General features: G+C 35.1%; 16 protein-coding genes. 1 reads left to right on the top strand and 15 read right to left on the bottom strand.

Translation table 11 applies throughout. From position 1 onward, the window contains the following. Nucleotides 1–68: 68 nt before the first annotated feature. The 10 genes from dnaB to ACTNDN_RS17115 form a co-directional block, all read right to left on the bottom strand. On the bottom strand, nt 69–1,433 hold the full coding sequence (dnaB, locus tag ACTNDN_RS17160) for a replicative DNA helicase (protein WP_031535572.1): 1,365 nt from the start codon (nt 1,431–1,433) through the stop codon (nt 69–71). Nucleotides 1,434–1,741: 308 nt separating this feature from the next. Next, on the bottom strand, nt 1,742–2,191 hold the full coding sequence (rplI, locus tag ACTNDN_RS17155; RefSeq protein ID WP_109768486.1) for a 50S ribosomal protein L9: 450 nt from the start codon (nt 2,189–2,191) through the stop codon (nt 1,742–1,744). Then, a complete protein-coding gene (locus ACTNDN_RS17150) occupies nt 2,188–4,161 on the bottom strand; it encodes a DHH family phosphoesterase (protein WP_048718139.1) in 1,974 nt (657 codons plus the stop codon). The genes rplI and ACTNDN_RS17150 overlap by 4 nt, the downstream gene beginning before the upstream one ends. A gap of 418 nt (nt 4,162–4,579) precedes the next feature. Continuing rightward, nucleotides 4,580–4,816, bottom strand: coding sequence for a 30S ribosomal protein S18 (gene rpsR, locus ACTNDN_RS17145; protein ID WP_031535579.1), 237 nt, complete (start codon nt 4,814–4,816; stop codon nt 4,580–4,582). A gap of 41 nt (nt 4,817–4,857) precedes the next feature. Continuing rightward, nucleotides 4,858–5,376: a single-stranded DNA-binding protein gene (ssb, locus tag ACTNDN_RS17140; protein ID WP_109768485.1), complete on the bottom strand. Its 519-nt coding sequence runs from the start codon at nt 5,374–5,376 to the stop codon at nt 4,858–4,860. A gap of 53 nt (nt 5,377–5,429) precedes the next feature. After that, nucleotides 5,430–5,720, bottom strand: a complete 291-nt coding sequence (gene rpsF, locus ACTNDN_RS17135; protein WP_031535583.1) for a 30S ribosomal protein S6 — start codon at nt 5,718–5,720, stop codon at nt 5,430–5,432. A 155-nt stretch (nt 5,721–5,875) separates the two neighbouring features. Further along, complete coding sequence (locus ACTNDN_RS17130) at nt 5,876–7,030, bottom strand: glycosyltransferase family 4 protein (RefSeq protein WP_109768484.1); 1,155 nt, start codon at nt 7,028–7,030, stop codon at nt 5,876–5,878. A 241-nt stretch (nt 7,031–7,271) separates the two neighbouring features. Next, nucleotides 7,272–8,372 carry a redox-regulated ATPase YchF gene (gene ychF / locus ACTNDN_RS17125; RefSeq protein WP_109768483.1) on the bottom strand — a complete coding sequence of 367 codons (1,101 nt, stop codon included), beginning with the start codon at nt 8,370–8,372 and terminating at the stop codon, nt 7,272–7,274. A 181-nt stretch (nt 8,373–8,553) separates the two neighbouring features. Further along, on the bottom strand, nt 8,554–8,751 hold the full coding sequence (locus ACTNDN_RS17120; RefSeq protein ID WP_031535589.1) for a DUF951 domain-containing protein: 198 nt from the start codon (nt 8,749–8,751) through the stop codon (nt 8,554–8,556). Nucleotides 8,752–8,769: 18 nt separating this feature from the next. After that, nucleotides 8,770–9,621 (bottom strand): mechanosensitive ion channel family protein, encoded by an 852-nt coding sequence (locus ACTNDN_RS17115; RefSeq protein WP_048718130.1) that lies wholly within the window; start codon nt 9,619–9,621, stop codon nt 8,770–8,772. Between the two features lie 461 nt (nt 9,622–10,082). Between ACTNDN_RS17115 and yyaC the strand changes: the two genes are divergently transcribed. Continuing rightward, nucleotides 10,083–10,700: a spore protease YyaC gene (gene yyaC, locus ACTNDN_RS17110; protein WP_035416036.1), complete on the top strand. Its 618-nt coding sequence runs from the start codon at nt 10,083–10,085 to the stop codon at nt 10,698–10,700. A gap of 96 nt (nt 10,701–10,796) precedes the next feature. Here the strand turns inward: yyaC and ACTNDN_RS17105 are convergent, their stop codons facing one another. The 5 genes from ACTNDN_RS17105 to mnmG form a co-directional block, all read right to left on the bottom strand. Then, nucleotides 10,797–11,654: a ParB/RepB/Spo0J family partition protein gene (locus ACTNDN_RS17105; protein ID WP_048718127.1), complete on the bottom strand. Its 858-nt coding sequence runs from the start codon at nt 11,652–11,654 to the stop codon at nt 10,797–10,799. Beyond that, nucleotides 11,647–12,408: a ParA family protein gene (locus ACTNDN_RS17100; RefSeq protein WP_031535598.1), complete on the bottom strand. Its 762-nt coding sequence runs from the start codon at nt 12,406–12,408 to the stop codon at nt 11,647–11,649. The genes ACTNDN_RS17105 and ACTNDN_RS17100 overlap by 8 nt, the downstream gene beginning before the upstream one ends. A 562-nt stretch (nt 12,409–12,970) precedes the next feature. Then, the gene (gene noc, locus ACTNDN_RS17095; RefSeq protein ID WP_048718125.1) at nt 12,971–13,861 is read right to left on the bottom strand and encodes a nucleoid occlusion protein; all 891 of its coding nucleotides are present in this window, start codon (nt 13,859–13,861) and stop codon (nt 12,971–12,973) included. Nucleotides 13,862–14,323: 462 nt separating this feature from the next. Next, nucleotides 14,324–15,043 carry a 16S rRNA (guanine(527)-N(7))-methyltransferase RsmG gene (gene rsmG / locus ACTNDN_RS17090; protein ID WP_048718123.1) on the bottom strand — a complete coding sequence of 240 codons (720 nt, stop codon included), beginning with the start codon at nt 15,041–15,043 and terminating at the stop codon, nt 14,324–14,326. Nucleotides 15,044–15,067: 24 nt separating this feature from the next. Then, nucleotides 15,068–16,948: a tRNA uridine-5-carboxymethylaminomethyl(34) synthesis enzyme MnmG gene (gene mnmG, locus ACTNDN_RS17085; protein WP_031535604.1), complete on the bottom strand. Its 1,881-nt coding sequence runs from the start codon at nt 16,946–16,948 to the stop codon at nt 15,068–15,070. Nucleotides 16,949–16,998: the final 50 nt, after the last annotated feature.

The raw sequence follows: 16,998 nt of genomic DNA, 5'->3' as shown, positions 1-16,998 counted from the left end.
GATGCATTTATTCATCTAAAAAAAGCATAAAAAAAGATTAGTAGCTTTAAAACTACTAATCTTTTTTATTAGGCCCCTGTCGGCATCGCACCATCCTCAAAACGCCGTTCTAGATTAACGAATTTATTGTATTCTTTTACAAAGGCTAGCTGTACGGTTCCAGTCGGACCATTACGCTGTTTCGCAATAATGATTTCGATAATATTCTTGCTTTCTGATTCTTTATCATAGTAATCATCACGATATAAGAAGGCTACAATATCCGCATCCTGCTCAATACTTCCTGATTCCCTGATATCGGACATCATCGGACGCTTATCTTGTCTTTGCTCTACACCCCGTGATAACTGAGATAAGGCAATGACAGGCACTTGAAGTTCACGTGCAAGCTGTTTTAAGGAACGAGAAATTTCCGATACCTCTTGCTGTCTATTTTCACCAGCACGGCCACTTCCCAAGATTAGCTGTAAGTAATCAATTAATATCATTCCTAAGCCGTGTTCTTGCTTTAGACGACGGCATTTTGCTCTTATATCTGTAATCTTTACCCCTGGTGTATCATCAATGAAAATACCTGCATTGGACAAGCTTCCCATTGCCATCGTTAGCTTTCCCCAGTCCTCATCTGTTAACGATCCTGTACGTAGACGCTGGGCATCTATATTCCCTTCTGCACATAGCATACGCATGACAAGCTGCTCTGCTCCCATCTCCAAACTAAAAATGGCTACATTTTCACCTGTTTTTACAGCAACATTCTGAGCGATATTTAAGGCAAAGGCCGTTTTACCAACAGATGGTCTTGCTCCAACGATAATTAAGTCATTTCGCTGAAATCCTGCCGTCATTTTATCAAGTTCAGCAAACCCTGTTGCTATCCCTGTAATATCGCCTTTGCGATTATGCATTTCTTCAATATTATCGTATGTTCGAACAAGAACATCTTTGATATTATGAAACGCCCCAGCGTTTTTCCGCTGTGCTACTTCTAAAATATTCTTTTCTGCTTCACTTAATAAAGCTTCTACTTCATCTTCACGTGAATACCCATCTTGGGCAATATTCGTTGCTGTTCGAATTAAGCGGCGCAACAATGACTTTTCTTCCACAATTTTTGCATAATATTCTATATTTGCAGCAGTAGGTACCGAAGCAGCCAACTCACTTAAATAGCTGACTCCACCTGTATCCTCCAAATTATTGGTTGCTGCTAACTCTGATGTCACTGTAATTAAATCGACTGCTTTTCCTTCGTCATTTAATTTCAGCATTGTCGTATATATTCTTTGATGTGCGCCTCTATAAAAATCTTCTGGTATAAGGATCTCAGAAGCTAATGTTAAACTTTGTGGTTCAAGGAAAATGGCCCCGAGTACAGCTTGTTCTGCCTCAATATTCTGTGGGGGCATTCGATCATTTAAAACTTCACTCAATCTATAAAACCTCCTTAAAATGAGAGGATATGATAAAAAACATAGCCTAGATTAAAAAAAGCAACAATCTATTTTACAAAAAGAGCATCCTTCCTGCTAAAGAAAGGTATTTTTGTAACAGCTGTTCCTTTTTCTCTTCTTTCCAATTACCTATTTAAAATGATATATCTTTTTATAAAGCTCTAATATTCATCTACATTTTTTGTTAAAAATCAGTCAAACAAAAAATGTGACCAGCTAAACCTGTATCACATTTTCTTAAGCTTATTCTATTTTAACATGTTTAGAGATAAATGGAACTTCCAATATTAGCTTAATTCCTTAACATGTACATTTAAAGTTGCTGAAACCTCATGGTGAAGCTTTACGGGAACCTTTGTCACGCCTAGAGAACGAATAGCATCATTTAAATCAATTTTTCTTTTATCGATTTTAATTTGATGCTTTTTATTTAATTCATCTGCAATTTGCTTACTTGTAATAGATCCAAACAATCTGCCGCCTTCACCTGATTTGGCATGCAGCTCAACTGTTACTTTTTCCAGCTTTTCTTTTAATTCTTTTGCTTTTTCTAGTTCTTCCATCGCTTGTTTCTCTTCTTTTTTCTTTTGAGCATTTAGCGTACTAACTGCTGATGCATTTGCTTCGACAGCCAATCCCTGTTTTAAAAGAAAGTTATGTGCATAACCATCTGCAACGTTTTTCACTTCGCCTTTTTTCCCTTTACCTTTTACATCTTTTAGAAAAATTACTTTCATTCTTTTCTTCTCCCTTCGAAATACTCATCTATTGCTAGCTTTAGTCTTGCTTCTACTTCTTCCATTGGCATATTTGAAAGCTGGGTAGCTGCATTGGTTAAATGGCCTCCACCATGTAAGCTTTCCATAATAATTTGGACATTGATTTCTCCTAAAGAGCGAGCACTTATACCCATCATTGTTTCTCCTCTAGGAGCTATTACAAACGAGGCAATGATTCCATCCATTGTTAATAAAGTATCTGCTGTTTGTGCAATCAGAACACTATCCACTACTTCGCCTTCTTTGGCAGTGGCTATTGCAATACCCTCTTTATAAAATTGAACATTTTCAATTATTTTCGCTCTTTTCACATAGTTTTCAATGTCCTCTTTGAGAAACTTCTGAACAAGAACTGTATCTGCTCCTTGTCCTCTTAAATAGGACGCTGCATCAAAGGTTCGAGCTCCTGTTCTTAAGGTAAAGCTTTTCGTATCAACAATAATTCCTGCTAACAGAGCTGTTGCTTCTAGCATTTCAATTTTAACACTTTTTGGTTGATATTCTAATAATTCAGTAACAAGTTCAGCAGTTGAAGAAGCATATGGTTCCATATAGACAAGAAGTGGATTCTCAATAAATTCCTCACCTCGTCGATGATGGTCAATTACTACTACATCTTCTATTTTATTCAACAAATGCTCTTCTATCACTAGAGAAGGCTTATGTGTATCAACAACTACTAGCAAAGTATCCCCTGTTGCCATCTCTAAAGCTTGATCAGGTGTAATAAATTTCATAAATAGAGACTCTTGCTTTTTAATTTCTTCTAGCAGCCTTCTAACAGCTGTATCTATTTCCTGAAAATTAATGACGATAAATGCATCTTTTTGATTCATTTGAGCAACTTTATGAATTCCAATTGCTGCGCCAATAGCATCCATGTCAGGATTTTTATGTCCCATTATAATAACTTTGTCACTATCTAAGACTAATTCTTTTAAAGCATGGGAAATAACTCTGGCTCTAACTCTTGTTCGTTTTTCTACTGGATTAGTTTTTCCACCATAGAATTTCACTTTACCATTCGGCTGTTTAATCGCAACCTGATCTCCGCCTCTTCCTAGGGCTAAATCAAGGCTAGATTGCGCAATATTCCCTAGCTCTGGCAAGGAGGATACGCCTGATCCTACCCCAATACTGAGTGTTAAAGGAACATTCTGCTTTGTTGTTAATTCTCTAACATCATCTAATATGGTGAATTTCCCTTTCTCCAAGCTTTGTAAAATATGTTCATTAAAAATAGCAATGAAGCGATCAGAAGATATTCGTTTTAATAATACTCCATTATCTGTAGCCCATTTATTTAAAATGGCAGTAACAGTATTATTGATGCTACTTCTCGTCTGGTCATCCATCCCTTGTGTTAAATCATCATAGTTATCTAAAAAGATAATCGCAATTGCAGTACGTTCATCTTCATAAAGCTTCTCAATTTGCGTTTGCTCTGTAACATCGAAAAAATATAAAAGGCGCTCTTCCACTTTATGAATAACTCGAAATTTCCTTTCATGCAATGTAATGATTTCTGTTTCGACCTCTTGTTTAATTAAGGGGATAATCGATGGTGAAACATCATATAATGACCTTCCAACAAGTGTATCCTCTGCAAAACAAGATGCCAAAAAGGGATTGGTCCATTCAATATAATAGTCATCATTTATAAGCATGATTCCTATCGGCATTTCCATTAGGGCCTCTTCCCCCACCTTTTTGACTCGGTAGGAAAGAGTCGTTATATACTCTTCCGTTTCCTTTCTTTGACGACTTTCTATTCGTAAGATGAAATAAAAAGGGGTAACAAAAAGGACTAACCCAATTAAGGAAAATACCCAGTTATAAAAAGAGAGGATTCCAAGCATGATAATGGTAATACCGATTAAACATATTAATGGATACCGTATGGATCCTTTCTCTAAAAAAGTAGGCAATTTTTCTCCTCCTAAAACTCGTGAGATTTCACATAATCCTTGCTATGTATTCTTTATACCTGATACTATTATACCCCATTAAACTAAATTAAAATATAAAAAGGTCTATCCCTCTTCGGTTATCCAAATAATAGAGGATATAGGATATAGGATATACATAACCAGAAAGGGTTTGCATCATCACTTAATATTTTACTATCATTCTGATTCTTCTTCAACGAAGTTACTCAGAAGAAATACTAGAATAAAAATAAAGCAGACATCTTTAGGACATAAGCAGTACAAAAAAAGAAGCTTTTCCAAATAATGATGTATGTATTGTATTGGACAGAAAAAAATGCGACAGAGTGGTTCATTTTCCCAAAATAATACAAAAACCCTATTAAACAAAAGTCTAATAGGGTTTTTTATAGGCTAATTATTCTCCACTAACGTATGGTAGTAAAGCCATAGTACGTGCACGTTTAATAGCAATCGTTAATTTACGTTGGTATTTAGCGCTTGTACCTGTTACACGACGAGGTAAAATTTTACCGCGTTCTGAGATGAATTTTTTTAGTAAATCTACATCTTTATAATCGATTTTAGTGATGCCGTTAGCTGTAAAGTAACATACTTTACGACGTTTAGCACGGCCACCTCTGCGTCCACCCATTGCCATGAGATTAACCTCCTTTTTTGATCATCAAAATTATATTAGAATGGTAAATCATCATCTGAAATATCGATTTGACCGCTATTTGCAAATGGATCTTCATCCACTTTCGTATAATCCTGATTATTTCTATTTGTTTGAGGTCGCTGATTCTGATAATTATTTGATCCTCCAAAAGGATTATCTTGTTCTCTTGGGGCACCATAATTCATGTTGTCACTTCTATTATTAGCAGAGCTGTTTCTAGGTTCTAAGAACTGAACACTTTCTGCTAATACTTCGGTTACATATACACGCTTTCCGTCTTGTCCATCATAGCTACGCGTTTGAATACGACCATCGACACCCGCTAAACTTCCTTTTTTTAAGTAGTTAGCAACGTTTTCTGCTGGTTTTCTCCAAATAACACAGTTAATGAAGTCTGCTTCTCTTTCACCTTGCTGATTTGTAAAGGTACGGTTAACAGCAAGTGTGAACGTTGCAACGGCAACTCCACTTGGTGTATAGCGCAACTCCGGATCCTTAGTTAAACGGCCAACAAGAACTACCCGATTCATCATCAGTTTCAACTCCCTTCCATCTAAAATGTTTCACGTGAAACATTGTTTATATATTATTTTGCTTCATCTTTAACTACGATGTGGCGAATGATATCTTCGTTGATCTTAGCTAAACGAGAGAATTCTTCAACCGCTACTGGTGCAGCGTTAACTTTTACTAATTGATAGTAACCATCGCGGAAATCATTGATTTCATATGCAAGGCGACGTTTACCCCACTCTTTTGATTCTGCTAATTCCGCTCCATTATCTGTAAGAATAGCGTTGAAACGCTCAACAAGTGTTTTCTTAGCCTCATCTTCAATATTTGGACGGATGATGTACATAATTTCGTACTTTTTCATCACTTTCACCTCCTTTTGGTCTAGACGGCCCATAGTTGGGCAAGGAGCAACTATACATTACTCACAAGGTAAAAGTATAGCATACTTCGTTTCAAATAGCAATGTACTAAAAATAACATAAGTTATTACTATTTTATCTTCGTTTAATTAGACTTTTATGCATACTTTTTATTTAATCCTTGTCGGGTTTGAAGTACTTCACAATACTCGCATAACAATCCATCAAAAATTGTGTCCCATGATTGCGTTAACGCATAGATTCTAGCTTCTCTCCCCATGCTCACTCTCATCTTTTCATCAAATAACAATTCGCTAATAGCTTGAAGAAAGCTTTCAGCATTTTGTTTTTTGCATATTCTGCCATTGATATGATCTATGACAAAGTCTTTTACGCCACCCTCATTAGCAACAATTGCTGGAGTTCCACAAGCCATTGCTTCTAATACAACATTTCCAAAGGTTTCTGTATAGGATGGGAAAACGAAAAGGTCGGCTCCTGCATATATCCTTGCCAAGTCATCCCCTTTTATATAACCAGTCAATGTAATATTTTGTTGTGACTTTTCCTTTTCTCTCCAAGCCTCCTTATTTGGTCCATCTCCAACTATTAGCCAATGGACTGATTCCTTTATATTCGAGGGCAATTTATCCACGATATCATTTAATGTAGCCAAATCTTTCTCTGGAGCTAATCTCCCTACATACAATAAAATATGGTTTTCTCTGATATGGTACTTCCTTCTAATTTGTTCTTTCGCATCGATGTTTGGCGTGAAAAGTTTAGAATCAATCCCTCTTCCCCAAACTTTTAATTCTCGAAAATCCAATGACTCTAATTTTCTTTGGGTTTCGTTACTGGGAACAAAAATTCTTTCTGTTGATTGATGGAACCATTTTAAATATTTCCATAAAAATGGCTCTAGTAAGGAAGCATGATAATATTTAAGATATTGATCAAAATTAGTGTGATAAGAAGAAACAACTGGGATATTTAATTTTTTGGCAGCGAATAATCCATACAGTCCCATCATATAAGGTGTAGCCAGATGAATTAGATCTGGTTTAAACTGTTTTAGATTATTTTCTATCTTTCTTGGGTTCGTAATAACTGTCCGGCACTCTGGATAAACAAAAAATGGAAGACTAGGAAATTGGTTGATATTTGGGGATGTAGTAGAAGATTTATTTTCTGGAGAATATACTTGATAGGAAATTTGCTTTTTTTCCAAATGGTTACTAAGCCTCTTCAACGTCTGTGCAACACCATTCACTTGAGGAAAATAAGTGTCTGTGAAAATGGCAATTTTCAAAAACTCCACTCCCTTTTTATCAAGTTAGTTATAGCTATTCCTAGCTTACCATTGCCATGCTTGGATAGTTTTAAAGAATTGTAAAAAGAGTGTACATTATTATTTACAAAAAAAACACGCATTAAAAGATTTATTAGCACCATAAATGTACTAAAGTAATCTTTTTTATGCGTGTTGTTCTAATTCATGGGGCTGTTTTCGTAAAGTTTGTTGCTACAATTCACAGCGCCTTAATTTTTCCTTATACGTTAAAACGGAAATGGATAATATCGCCGTCTCTAACTATATATTCTTTACCTTCTAAACGAACTTTACCAGCTTCTTTTGCAGCAACCATATTGCCACTTGCTAATAAATCATCATATGAAACAGTTTCCGCACGGATAAAGCCTCTTTCAAAATCAGAATGAATAATTCCTGCACATTGTGGTGCTTTCATCCCTTGTACAAATGTCCATGCACGAACTTCTTGAACGCCTGCTGTAAAGTAAGTAGCTAATCCAAGAAGATGGTATGCTGCACGAATTAACTGATCTAAACCAGATTCTTCGATTCCAAGCTCTTGCAGGAACATTTCCTTTTCTTCTCCTTCAAGCTCTGCAATCTCTTCTTCAATTTTCGCACAGATGACAATTACTTCAGCACCTTCATTTGCTGCAAAATCCTTTACACGTTTTACATATTCATTATTCGCTGCATCTACGATTTCATCCTCGCCTACATTCGCAACATATAATACAGGCTTAATTGTTAAAAGATGTAGTCCTTTAGCAATTTTCGCCTGTTCTTCTGTAAACTCAACCGTTCTTGCTGGTTTTTCTTCTTCAAAAGCAGCCTTAAGTAATTCTAATACTTCTAATTCAGCAACAGCTTCTTTATCTTTTTGCTTCGCCATTTTTCCAACTCGGCCAATTCTTTTCTCTACTGATTCTAAATCAGCAAGAATTAATTCTAAGTTGATTGTTTCTATATCAGAAATGGGGTCTACTTTTCCTGATACATGGGTAATGTTATCATCTGCAAAACAACGTACTACTTGGCAGATAGCATCTACTTCACGAATATGAGATAAAAACTTATTGCCAAGACCTTCCCCTTTACTTGCCCCTTTTACAATTCCGGCAATATCTGTAAATTCAAAAGTTGTAGGTACTGTTTTTTTCGGTTGTACTAATTCTGTTAATTTTGTTAAACGTTGATCTGGTACTTCTACAATTCCAACGTTTGGATCAATTGTACAGAACGGATAGTTCGCTGATTCTGCACCTGCTTGTGTAATTGCATTAAACAATGTAGATTTACCAACGTTAGGCAAACCAACTATTCCAGCAGTTAACGCCATTATGCCACTCCCTTATATAAACTATCTATCTCCATCGTACAAAATAGAAAGTAATTTCATTATTATTCTAAACCTTTAACAATTATAGTTTTAACGAGGGAAAAAGACAAGTAGTGTTCCTTTTCCTCGAACCAAAAAAGACAACAACTATCTTTATTTGCTGCCTTTCCGATAAAAAGTACTATTCTTCATGCTTTACTAAAACTTTTTTCATTTTCCTTGCAAACTCTCTTCTTGGAATGAGAACACTATGTTCGCATCCTTCACATTTAATTCGGATATCCATCCCTAACCGAATTATTTTCCAGCGATTTGTACCGCAAGGATGGGCTTTTTTCATCTCAACTACATCATTTAGACCAAACTCTTTCTGTTCCATATTTCCTCCTTGAACAAACTATTGTGGTTGTGAATACATGACTAATTTTGGGAAAGGACTCTCAATACCATTTTCATCTAGAACATTCTTTATTTCTTTTCTTAAAATCCTTGCGATGGCATGGTGCTTCATTGGCAAAGTTTCTGCAACTATACGAATAATAACCTCTGATGCTTGGATGTTTTGTACACCTAATAATTCTGGAACACCGACAATATCCTCATATTGCTCTGGTAGTTTTTCAATCAATTCCTGTATAACCTTTTCTGCCCGATTGATATCACCTTGATAGGCAATACTTACATCTACAATTGCTTTACTATTGTTTATAGAAAAATTAGTTACTTCTATAATGCTTCCATTAGGAATAATATTCACTTCTCCTGTAAAGCCTTTGATTTTTGTTGTCCTTAATCCAATCTCTTCTACTACTCCCTCGTAGGTCCCAATACGTACTTGGTCTCCGACAGAAAATTGATCTTCAAAGATAATAAAGAATCCTGTAATAATGTCTTTAACAAGGCTTTGGGCACCAAAACCTACCGCAAGGCCAACAATTCCCGCTCCTGCTAACAAGGCCTTAACGTCAATATTAAAAACAGATAACGCCATCATGATTGCCATAAAATAAACGACATAAGTAATTGTATTTTCCAAAAGTTTAATTAATGTTGCTTCTCTTCTCTCTGATACGCGTAAGGAAGAATGAGTTCTTACTTTAAATATATTTCGTACCGCTGCTTTTCCAATTCTAATAATCATTCCACTAATTAGAAATATAAGTACAATCTTTAATGCCCCAAACCCAAGACTACTCCAAAAATTCTCATTCATGAGATTATCTATACCTTCTTTTATACTCTCATCCATCTAGACACCTCTAAATATAAACTTCTACTAAATTATCTTCCTTTTTTTCTCTGTTCATACAACATAATTTACGTATTAATGCTCTATGTTTTATGGAATGAAAATAATGCTAACTATTTTTCTATTTTACTCTTTAACAGCCTTCATATTGGGTAAGTTTATTTTAACAGTTTTTCTACATGCTTTGTAGTAGTAAGCACCCTAATAAATGCAGGACTTTTGCCCTTATTATAATGGATTATCCGCTTACTGTATCACTCTTTTTTCCTTTATTTTTATGTATATGTATAGAATTTGTCTCTTTTCCATATACTGAATACTACAATTATTCTGCATAAAAATATCTCATGGTTCGATAGATTTCCTCTTAATTGATAGGTACTTAACAGAATCTAACTGATCACGATAATTGCTTTCTTTATAGATTTTATCGAATCTTAAATGATAAAGGAGTAGATTCAATGACCTTATATTCCAGCCTTTTCGAAAAAAACGAACTTCCCATTAGAATAGCACATGATGAACAGTTAGCAGCTTTTAAAATTGCCGATTCATTATCTAAACATTTACCATCTGTTTCTGTTACTCGACCAATTGTCTTTGTTTGTATTGGAACCGATCGTTCTACTGGAGATTCATTAGGTCCGCTTATTGGAACTCTATTAAGTGAAAAGAATATATCTCCTTTTCATGTCTATGGAACATTAGACGAACCAATTCATGCACTTAATTTAGAGGATAAATTAAAGGAAATACATGAAAAACATCATAATCCTTATATTATCGGAATAGATGCCTGTCTAGGCAGAATGAAAAGCGTTGGTGTAATTCAAATAGGAGATGGACCTGTTAAACCAGGAAGCGGCGTAAAAAAAGAGCTTCCTCCTGTTGGAAATATTCATATTACGGGAATTGTTAATATAAGCGGATTTATGGAATTTCTAGTTCTTCAGAATACTAGATTAAGCCTAGTATTGAATATGGCAAAAATCATTTCAAAGGGTATTTATCATACCAGTCTTCGATATATGCATTCTGCAAAATTAGAGGAATACGAAATCAAAGAAGAACCTGTATAACTAATTCCAATCTTATGGTATACAATAAAAAGCCTCTAAAAAAAGATCGTTGTTACAGCTTGCCGATTGTAACATATCTTTTTTTAGAGGCTTTTTTTAATTTTCATTTTCTAATTCAAACAAATGGAGAATGCGTGCCAAATCCTCTTCTGAGAAAAATTCAATTTCAATTTTCCCTTTATTTTTCTTTTGCTTAATATGAACGGTTGTTCCAAATCTTTCACGAAGAAAGGACTCCTGCTCTTTAATAAAAATATTTTTCTGTGCGGGTTTTTCTTTTTTTGTTTCACGTGAAACATTCTCATTTAAAAGCTGAATTAATTGTTCCAACTGGCGTACATTTAATCCCTCTTTAATAACTTTATCAACTATTGCTGGAAGCTTATCTTTATTTTTCAAGCCTAATAAAGTTCTTCCATGTCCCATTGATATTTTACCGTCAGAAATATAATTTTGAACAGCTTTTGGAAGTGATAGTAAACGAACATGATTGGCAATATGTGGTCTGCTTTTCCCTAAACGTTTTGCTAGCTCTTCTTGTGTCAGCTTTAATTTTTTCATCAATGTCTGATAGGCATGACCTTCTTCAATTGGTGATAAATCTTCTCTTTGAAGGTTCTCGAGTACTGCTAATTCCATCATTTGCTGTTCCGATAGTTGCCGAACAACTGCAGGGATAGTCGCTAGTTTAGCCTCTTTAGCAGCACGATATCTGCGTTCCCCAACAACTATTTCATAGCCTTTGATGCTTTTTCGAACAATAATTGGTTGAAGAATCCCATGTTCTAGAATAGAAAGCCTCAATTCCTCAATTGCTTCCTCATCGAAGAATTTTCTAGGCTGATAAGGATTAGGTCGCAATTCATTGATGCTTATTTCCTGCACAATTTCTTCCTTCTCGGCATCTAATTTAGGAAAGAATGCATCTAACCCTTTTCCAAGTCCTTTAGCCACTAGTAACCACTTCCTTCGCAAGATCCAAATATACTTCAGCGCCACGTGATTTTGGATCATAAATGATTATTGGTTCCCCATGACTCGGCGCTTCTGATAATCGAATATTTCTCGGAATAATTGTTTTATAGACTTTATCTTGGAAATACTTTTTAACTTCCTCAATAACTTGTAAACCTAGATTTGTTCTAGCATCTAGCATTGTTAGCAACACACCCTCAATTGCCAAGTCATGATTTAAATGCTTTTGAACAAGTCGAACCGTATTTAATAGCTGACTTAATCCTTCTAAAGCGTAATATTCACATTGAACAGGTATCAATACTGCGTCCGATGCAGTCAACGCATTAATCGTTAATAATCCTAAAGAAGGAGGACAATCTATTAAAATATAATCATAATTGTGTTTGACCTCGTCTAAAGCTCTTTTCAATCTTACTTCTCTGGAAATAGTAGAAACAAGCTCTATTTCCGCTCCAGCTAATTGAATCGTTGCAGGTATAACATCCAAATTCTCCACATTTGTCTGTTTTATCACCATTCTTGCCTCTAGATCATCCACTAACACATCATAGATACAATGATCAACATCAGCTTTTTCAATGCCTACACCACTAGTAGCATTTCCTTGTGGATCAATATCTACTAATAGCACTCTTTTTCCGATATATGCTAAACAAGAGCCAAGATTAACCGATGTAGTTGTTTTTCCAACTCCGCCCTTTTGGTTAGCAACAGTAATAATTTTACCCATGATGTCACCTACCTTTAATTCCATACGAGCTACGAAATATATAATCGACGCAAGATGGCTGCTTAATATAAAAAGATTGAATCGTTTATAGCCTTTTAAACTATAAGACAATTTATTGGTTAAAAAACATGAATAGATTACAACATGGCCAATTCCATGCCTATTGTAATCACGTATATTATTTTATCATGAAAACTTCTAAATATCGTCACTTTTTCTGTTAATCTGAATTAGTGGAGGAAAATATAAATATATTAATAGTATGAAAGAAGTTATAAAGCCTATTATTTCAAGCATTTAACAAGGATTCAACTAGTTATTTCGCTTAGAAAAAATCCTATTAAAATCAGAAATGGAGGTTTCATTTTATACTTGTGGTTATCCTTTGAGGAATAAAATCATATAAAAAAGTGAGAACCAGCATAAATGGCTATTATTCTCACAAAAAAATATGCTCTGTTAAATAAGTATTTTTACTATCTTTTATGGAGTTGGATTTAACAGAGCCCAAAATCTATAAATAAGTACAAATTATAATTCTAGATAAGAAGCTATTTAAGTATTATTTCTTTTTCGGAATTTTTATCGTAAATTGATAAAAATCTTCAAACTCTTCTTCTTCGGCATTTAAATTAATTCCACTATCAGAAACCATATTCAGCGACTGACGAATGGTATTTACTGCAATCCGCATATCTTTGCTAAATGCCTTTCTTTTTGGCTTCGGTTTCTGCTTTGATTGTTCAAGCATTTTCACGACACGCTCTTCTGTTTGCTTTACATTTAAGCTCTTTTCCATGATTTCTTGTAATAGCTGGATTTGTTTTTCCCGTTCTTTTAAAGGAATCATGGAACGAGCATGACGCTCAGAAATCTCTTTATTTAATAATGCTTCTTGAATTTCTTCTGGCAATTTAAGAAGTCTTAATTTATTTGCTACAGTCGACTGCCCTTTGCCTAATCTTTGGGCAAGTGCCTCTTGGGTAAGATTGTGGAGCTCTAATAATTTGCCATAGGCAATCGCTTCTTCAATTGGAGAAAGCTCTTCCCTTTGAAGATTCTCTATAAGTGCAACAGAAGCAGTTTCTGTGTCGCTCATGTTTTTTATAATTGCTGGCGCTTCTTCCCAACCAAGTTTTTTCATTGCTCTCCATCTTCGTTCTCCAGCAATGATTTCAAATTTATCTTCTTCATATTCTCTTAATACGATGGGTTGTATAATACCATGTGTATGGATTGTACGAGCTAATTCTTCAATTTTTTCATCATCAAATACCGTTCTTGGTTGAAAACGGTTAGGAACAATCTGATTAATTGGGATTCGTCTAACTTCTTCATTACTTCCCATACTCTCGATCTCCTCTTGAGCAGCATCTGCACTTATTTGACTAGCATCTTCTATTTGCTCTCCTTTTTCGCCTAGTCCAAAAAATCGTGAGAAAGAAGGCTTCATCACCCTGCACCACCTTTACAAAACTCCCTATTAGTTATTCTCTATATGAAACATTAATCCCTGCAAAGTCATCTAACTTAAAGTAGAAACTTCTCGAAATTTCATAGAATATGACAATTATAGGTATATTATATAGTAGATATGATAGTTGATATAGTTCTAATCTTATGAATGATTATATCATTCTCTTATTTCTTTCGTAATAACTTATAGCTGTTTTCATAAAGTTGTTGCTATTACCAGACTCTTACCATGAGCCTGCTCCTTAATTTTCTCTATAATTATATCTTTTATGAATGAAAATCAATCTTTTTGAAAACAACCTAATATAAAATAATTATTTTTCCCGTCTTATTAATAAGCTCCCATCCCTACTTCACGCAGGAAGGGATGGAAGAATATCATATAAAGAATCGGATAACTTCAGAAACTAAATTATCAGACATAAATCTGTGCTTTCACCTATTCAATTGGTTCTTTATTAGGAGTTCCAGGTTTTCTTGGATACTTTTTAGGTGTTGGCTTTTCTTTTTCAATTATGATAATATTTCTTTCACTTTCTTCAACTGGCAATAAAAAGGAGTGTGTTGTTTGAATCTTTCCTCCTAATAGACTTACAGCCTTTTTCCCCGCTTCGATTTCCTCTTTGGCACTTGCTGCTTTCATTGCAACAAAAGTACCTCCAACCTTTGCTAGTGGCAAACAAAGTTCACTTAAAACAGAGAGTCGTGCTACTGCTCGTGCAGTTACAATATCAAAGGATTCACGATATGCTTTATTTTGGCCAAATGTTTCTGCTCGGTCATGAATAAAGTTAACCTCTTTCAGCTCTAGTTGAGATGCTAAGTGTTCAAGAAAATGAATTCTTTTTTTCAAAGAATCGACAATCGTCACCTTTAAATCAGGAAAAACAATTTTTAAAGGGATGCTTGGAAAACCTGCCCCTGCACCAACGTCGCATACATGTACAGCATCGTGAAACCCATTATAGTAAAATCCAGCAGTGATGGAATCATAGAAATGCTTTAAATAAACATCCGATTTTTCTGTAATTGCTGTTAAATTCATTTTTTCATTCCACTCTACCAATGTTTCAAAGTAGAGCTCAAACTGTTTTATTTGATGGTCTGATAAAGTAATTCCTTTATCAGACAACATTTGAATAAAATCTTCCGTTTTCATGCATGAACCCTTTCTATTCAGAGATTAAACACGAGCTATTTTTCCTTGTTCTAAATAAACTAATAAAATAGATATATCTGCTGGGTTTACACCAGAAATTCTCGATGCCTGTGCAATGGATAATGGACGAACTTTTTTTAATTTCTGTACCGCTTCCGTTGCAAGACTAGAGATCGCATCATAATCAATATTCTCAGGAATTTTCTTGTTTTCCATTTTCTTTAGTCTTTCCACTTGCTGTAAGGATTTCTCGATATATCCTTCATATTTAATTTGAATTTCTACTTGTTCTTTGATATCTTCTGTTAAATCTATTTCGCTTGGTGCAAGCTGTTCAATATGGCTATAATTCATTTCAGGGCGTTTTAATAAATCTCCTGCTCTTATACCATCTTTTAATTCGCTTCCACCTTGCTCTTTAATCAGATTTTGAACTTGCTCATTTGGCTTTAGCATTACTTCGCTTAAACGTTGCTTCTCTTGTTCGATTAATTGCTTTTTATCAGAGAATTTCATAAAGCGCTCTTCAGATATAAGACCAATTTTATATCCAATATCTGTTAAACGTAAATCTGCGTTATCATGACGAAGTAGTAAGCGGTATTCTGCTCTTGATGTTAAGAGTCGATATGGCTCGTTTGTGCCTTTTGTTACTAAGTCATCAATTAAAACACCGATGTATGCATCAGAGCGGCTTAAGATAACTTCCTCTTTTCCTATTGCATTTAAACCAGCATTAATACCAGCCATTAAACCTTGGCCTGCAGCTTCTTCATATCCTGAAGTTCCATTAATTTGACCAGCAGTATATAGATTTTTAATCTTCTTCGTTTCTAATGTTGGCCATAATTGTGTAGGAACAATGGCATCATATTCAATTGCATATCCCGCTCGCATCATTTGGACATTTTCTAAACCTGGGATTGTTCTTAATATTTCCTGTTGAACATCTTCAGGTAAGCTTGTCGATAATCCTTGAACATAAACTTCTTGTGTATTTTTCCCCTCTGGCTCTAAGAAAATTTGATGTCTTGGTTTATCATTGAATCGGACCACTTTATCTTCAATTGATGGACAATAGCGTGGTCCTGTCCCTTTGATCATTCCTGAATACATTGGGGAACGATGTAAATTCGAATCAATAATTTGATGTGTCTTTTCATTGGTATATGTTAACCAACAAGGAAGCTGATCTGTAATAAATTTGGTTGTTTCATAAGAAAAGGCTCTTGGAACATCATCACCAGGCTGTATTTCAGTCTTAGAGTAGTCAATAGAATGACTATTTACACGAGGTGGTGTTCCGGTTTTAAAACGCACTAAATCAAATCCTAGTGCTTCTAAGTGCTCCGATAAACGGATGGAAGGCTGTTGATTATTCGGACCGCTGGAGTATTTAAGCTCTCCTAAAATAATTTCTCCACGAAGGTATGTACCAGTAGTTACGACAATCGTTTTTGCTCGATACGTAGCACCTGTTTTCGTAATAACTCCTTTGACAACTTGATCCTCAACGATTAGTTCTTCTACCATTCCTTGAATCAACGTTAGATTTGGTTCATTTTCTAACGTCTTCTTCATTTCATGTTGATACATATATTTATCTGCCTGAGCTCTTAAGGCACGTACAGCAGGACCTTTTCCTGTGTTTAGCATTCTCATTTGAATATATGTTTTATCTATATTTTTCCCCATCTCGCCGCCAAGTGCGTCAATTTCCCTTACAACAATCCCTTTTGCGGGTCCTCCGACAGATGGATTACATGGCATAAATGCGACCATATCTAAATTTATCGTTAACATTAATGTTTTGGCACCTATTCTAGCTGCTGCAAGGCCAGCCTCACAGCCAGCATGACCTGCACCAATGACAATCACATCATAATTTCCAGCTTCGTACTGCATCATGATGCCTCCTTCTTTCTAAACTTTCTTTTAAGAAATACGTTTTTAGT

Source organism: Niallia sp. HCP3S3_B10, assembly GCF_052064465.1.
Lineage (GTDB): Bacteria > Bacillota > Bacilli > Bacillales > Cytobacillaceae > Niallia > Niallia hominis.
Note: the sequence above shows the minus strand (reverse complement) of the source record. Positions and strands in the feature narration are given on the sequence as shown.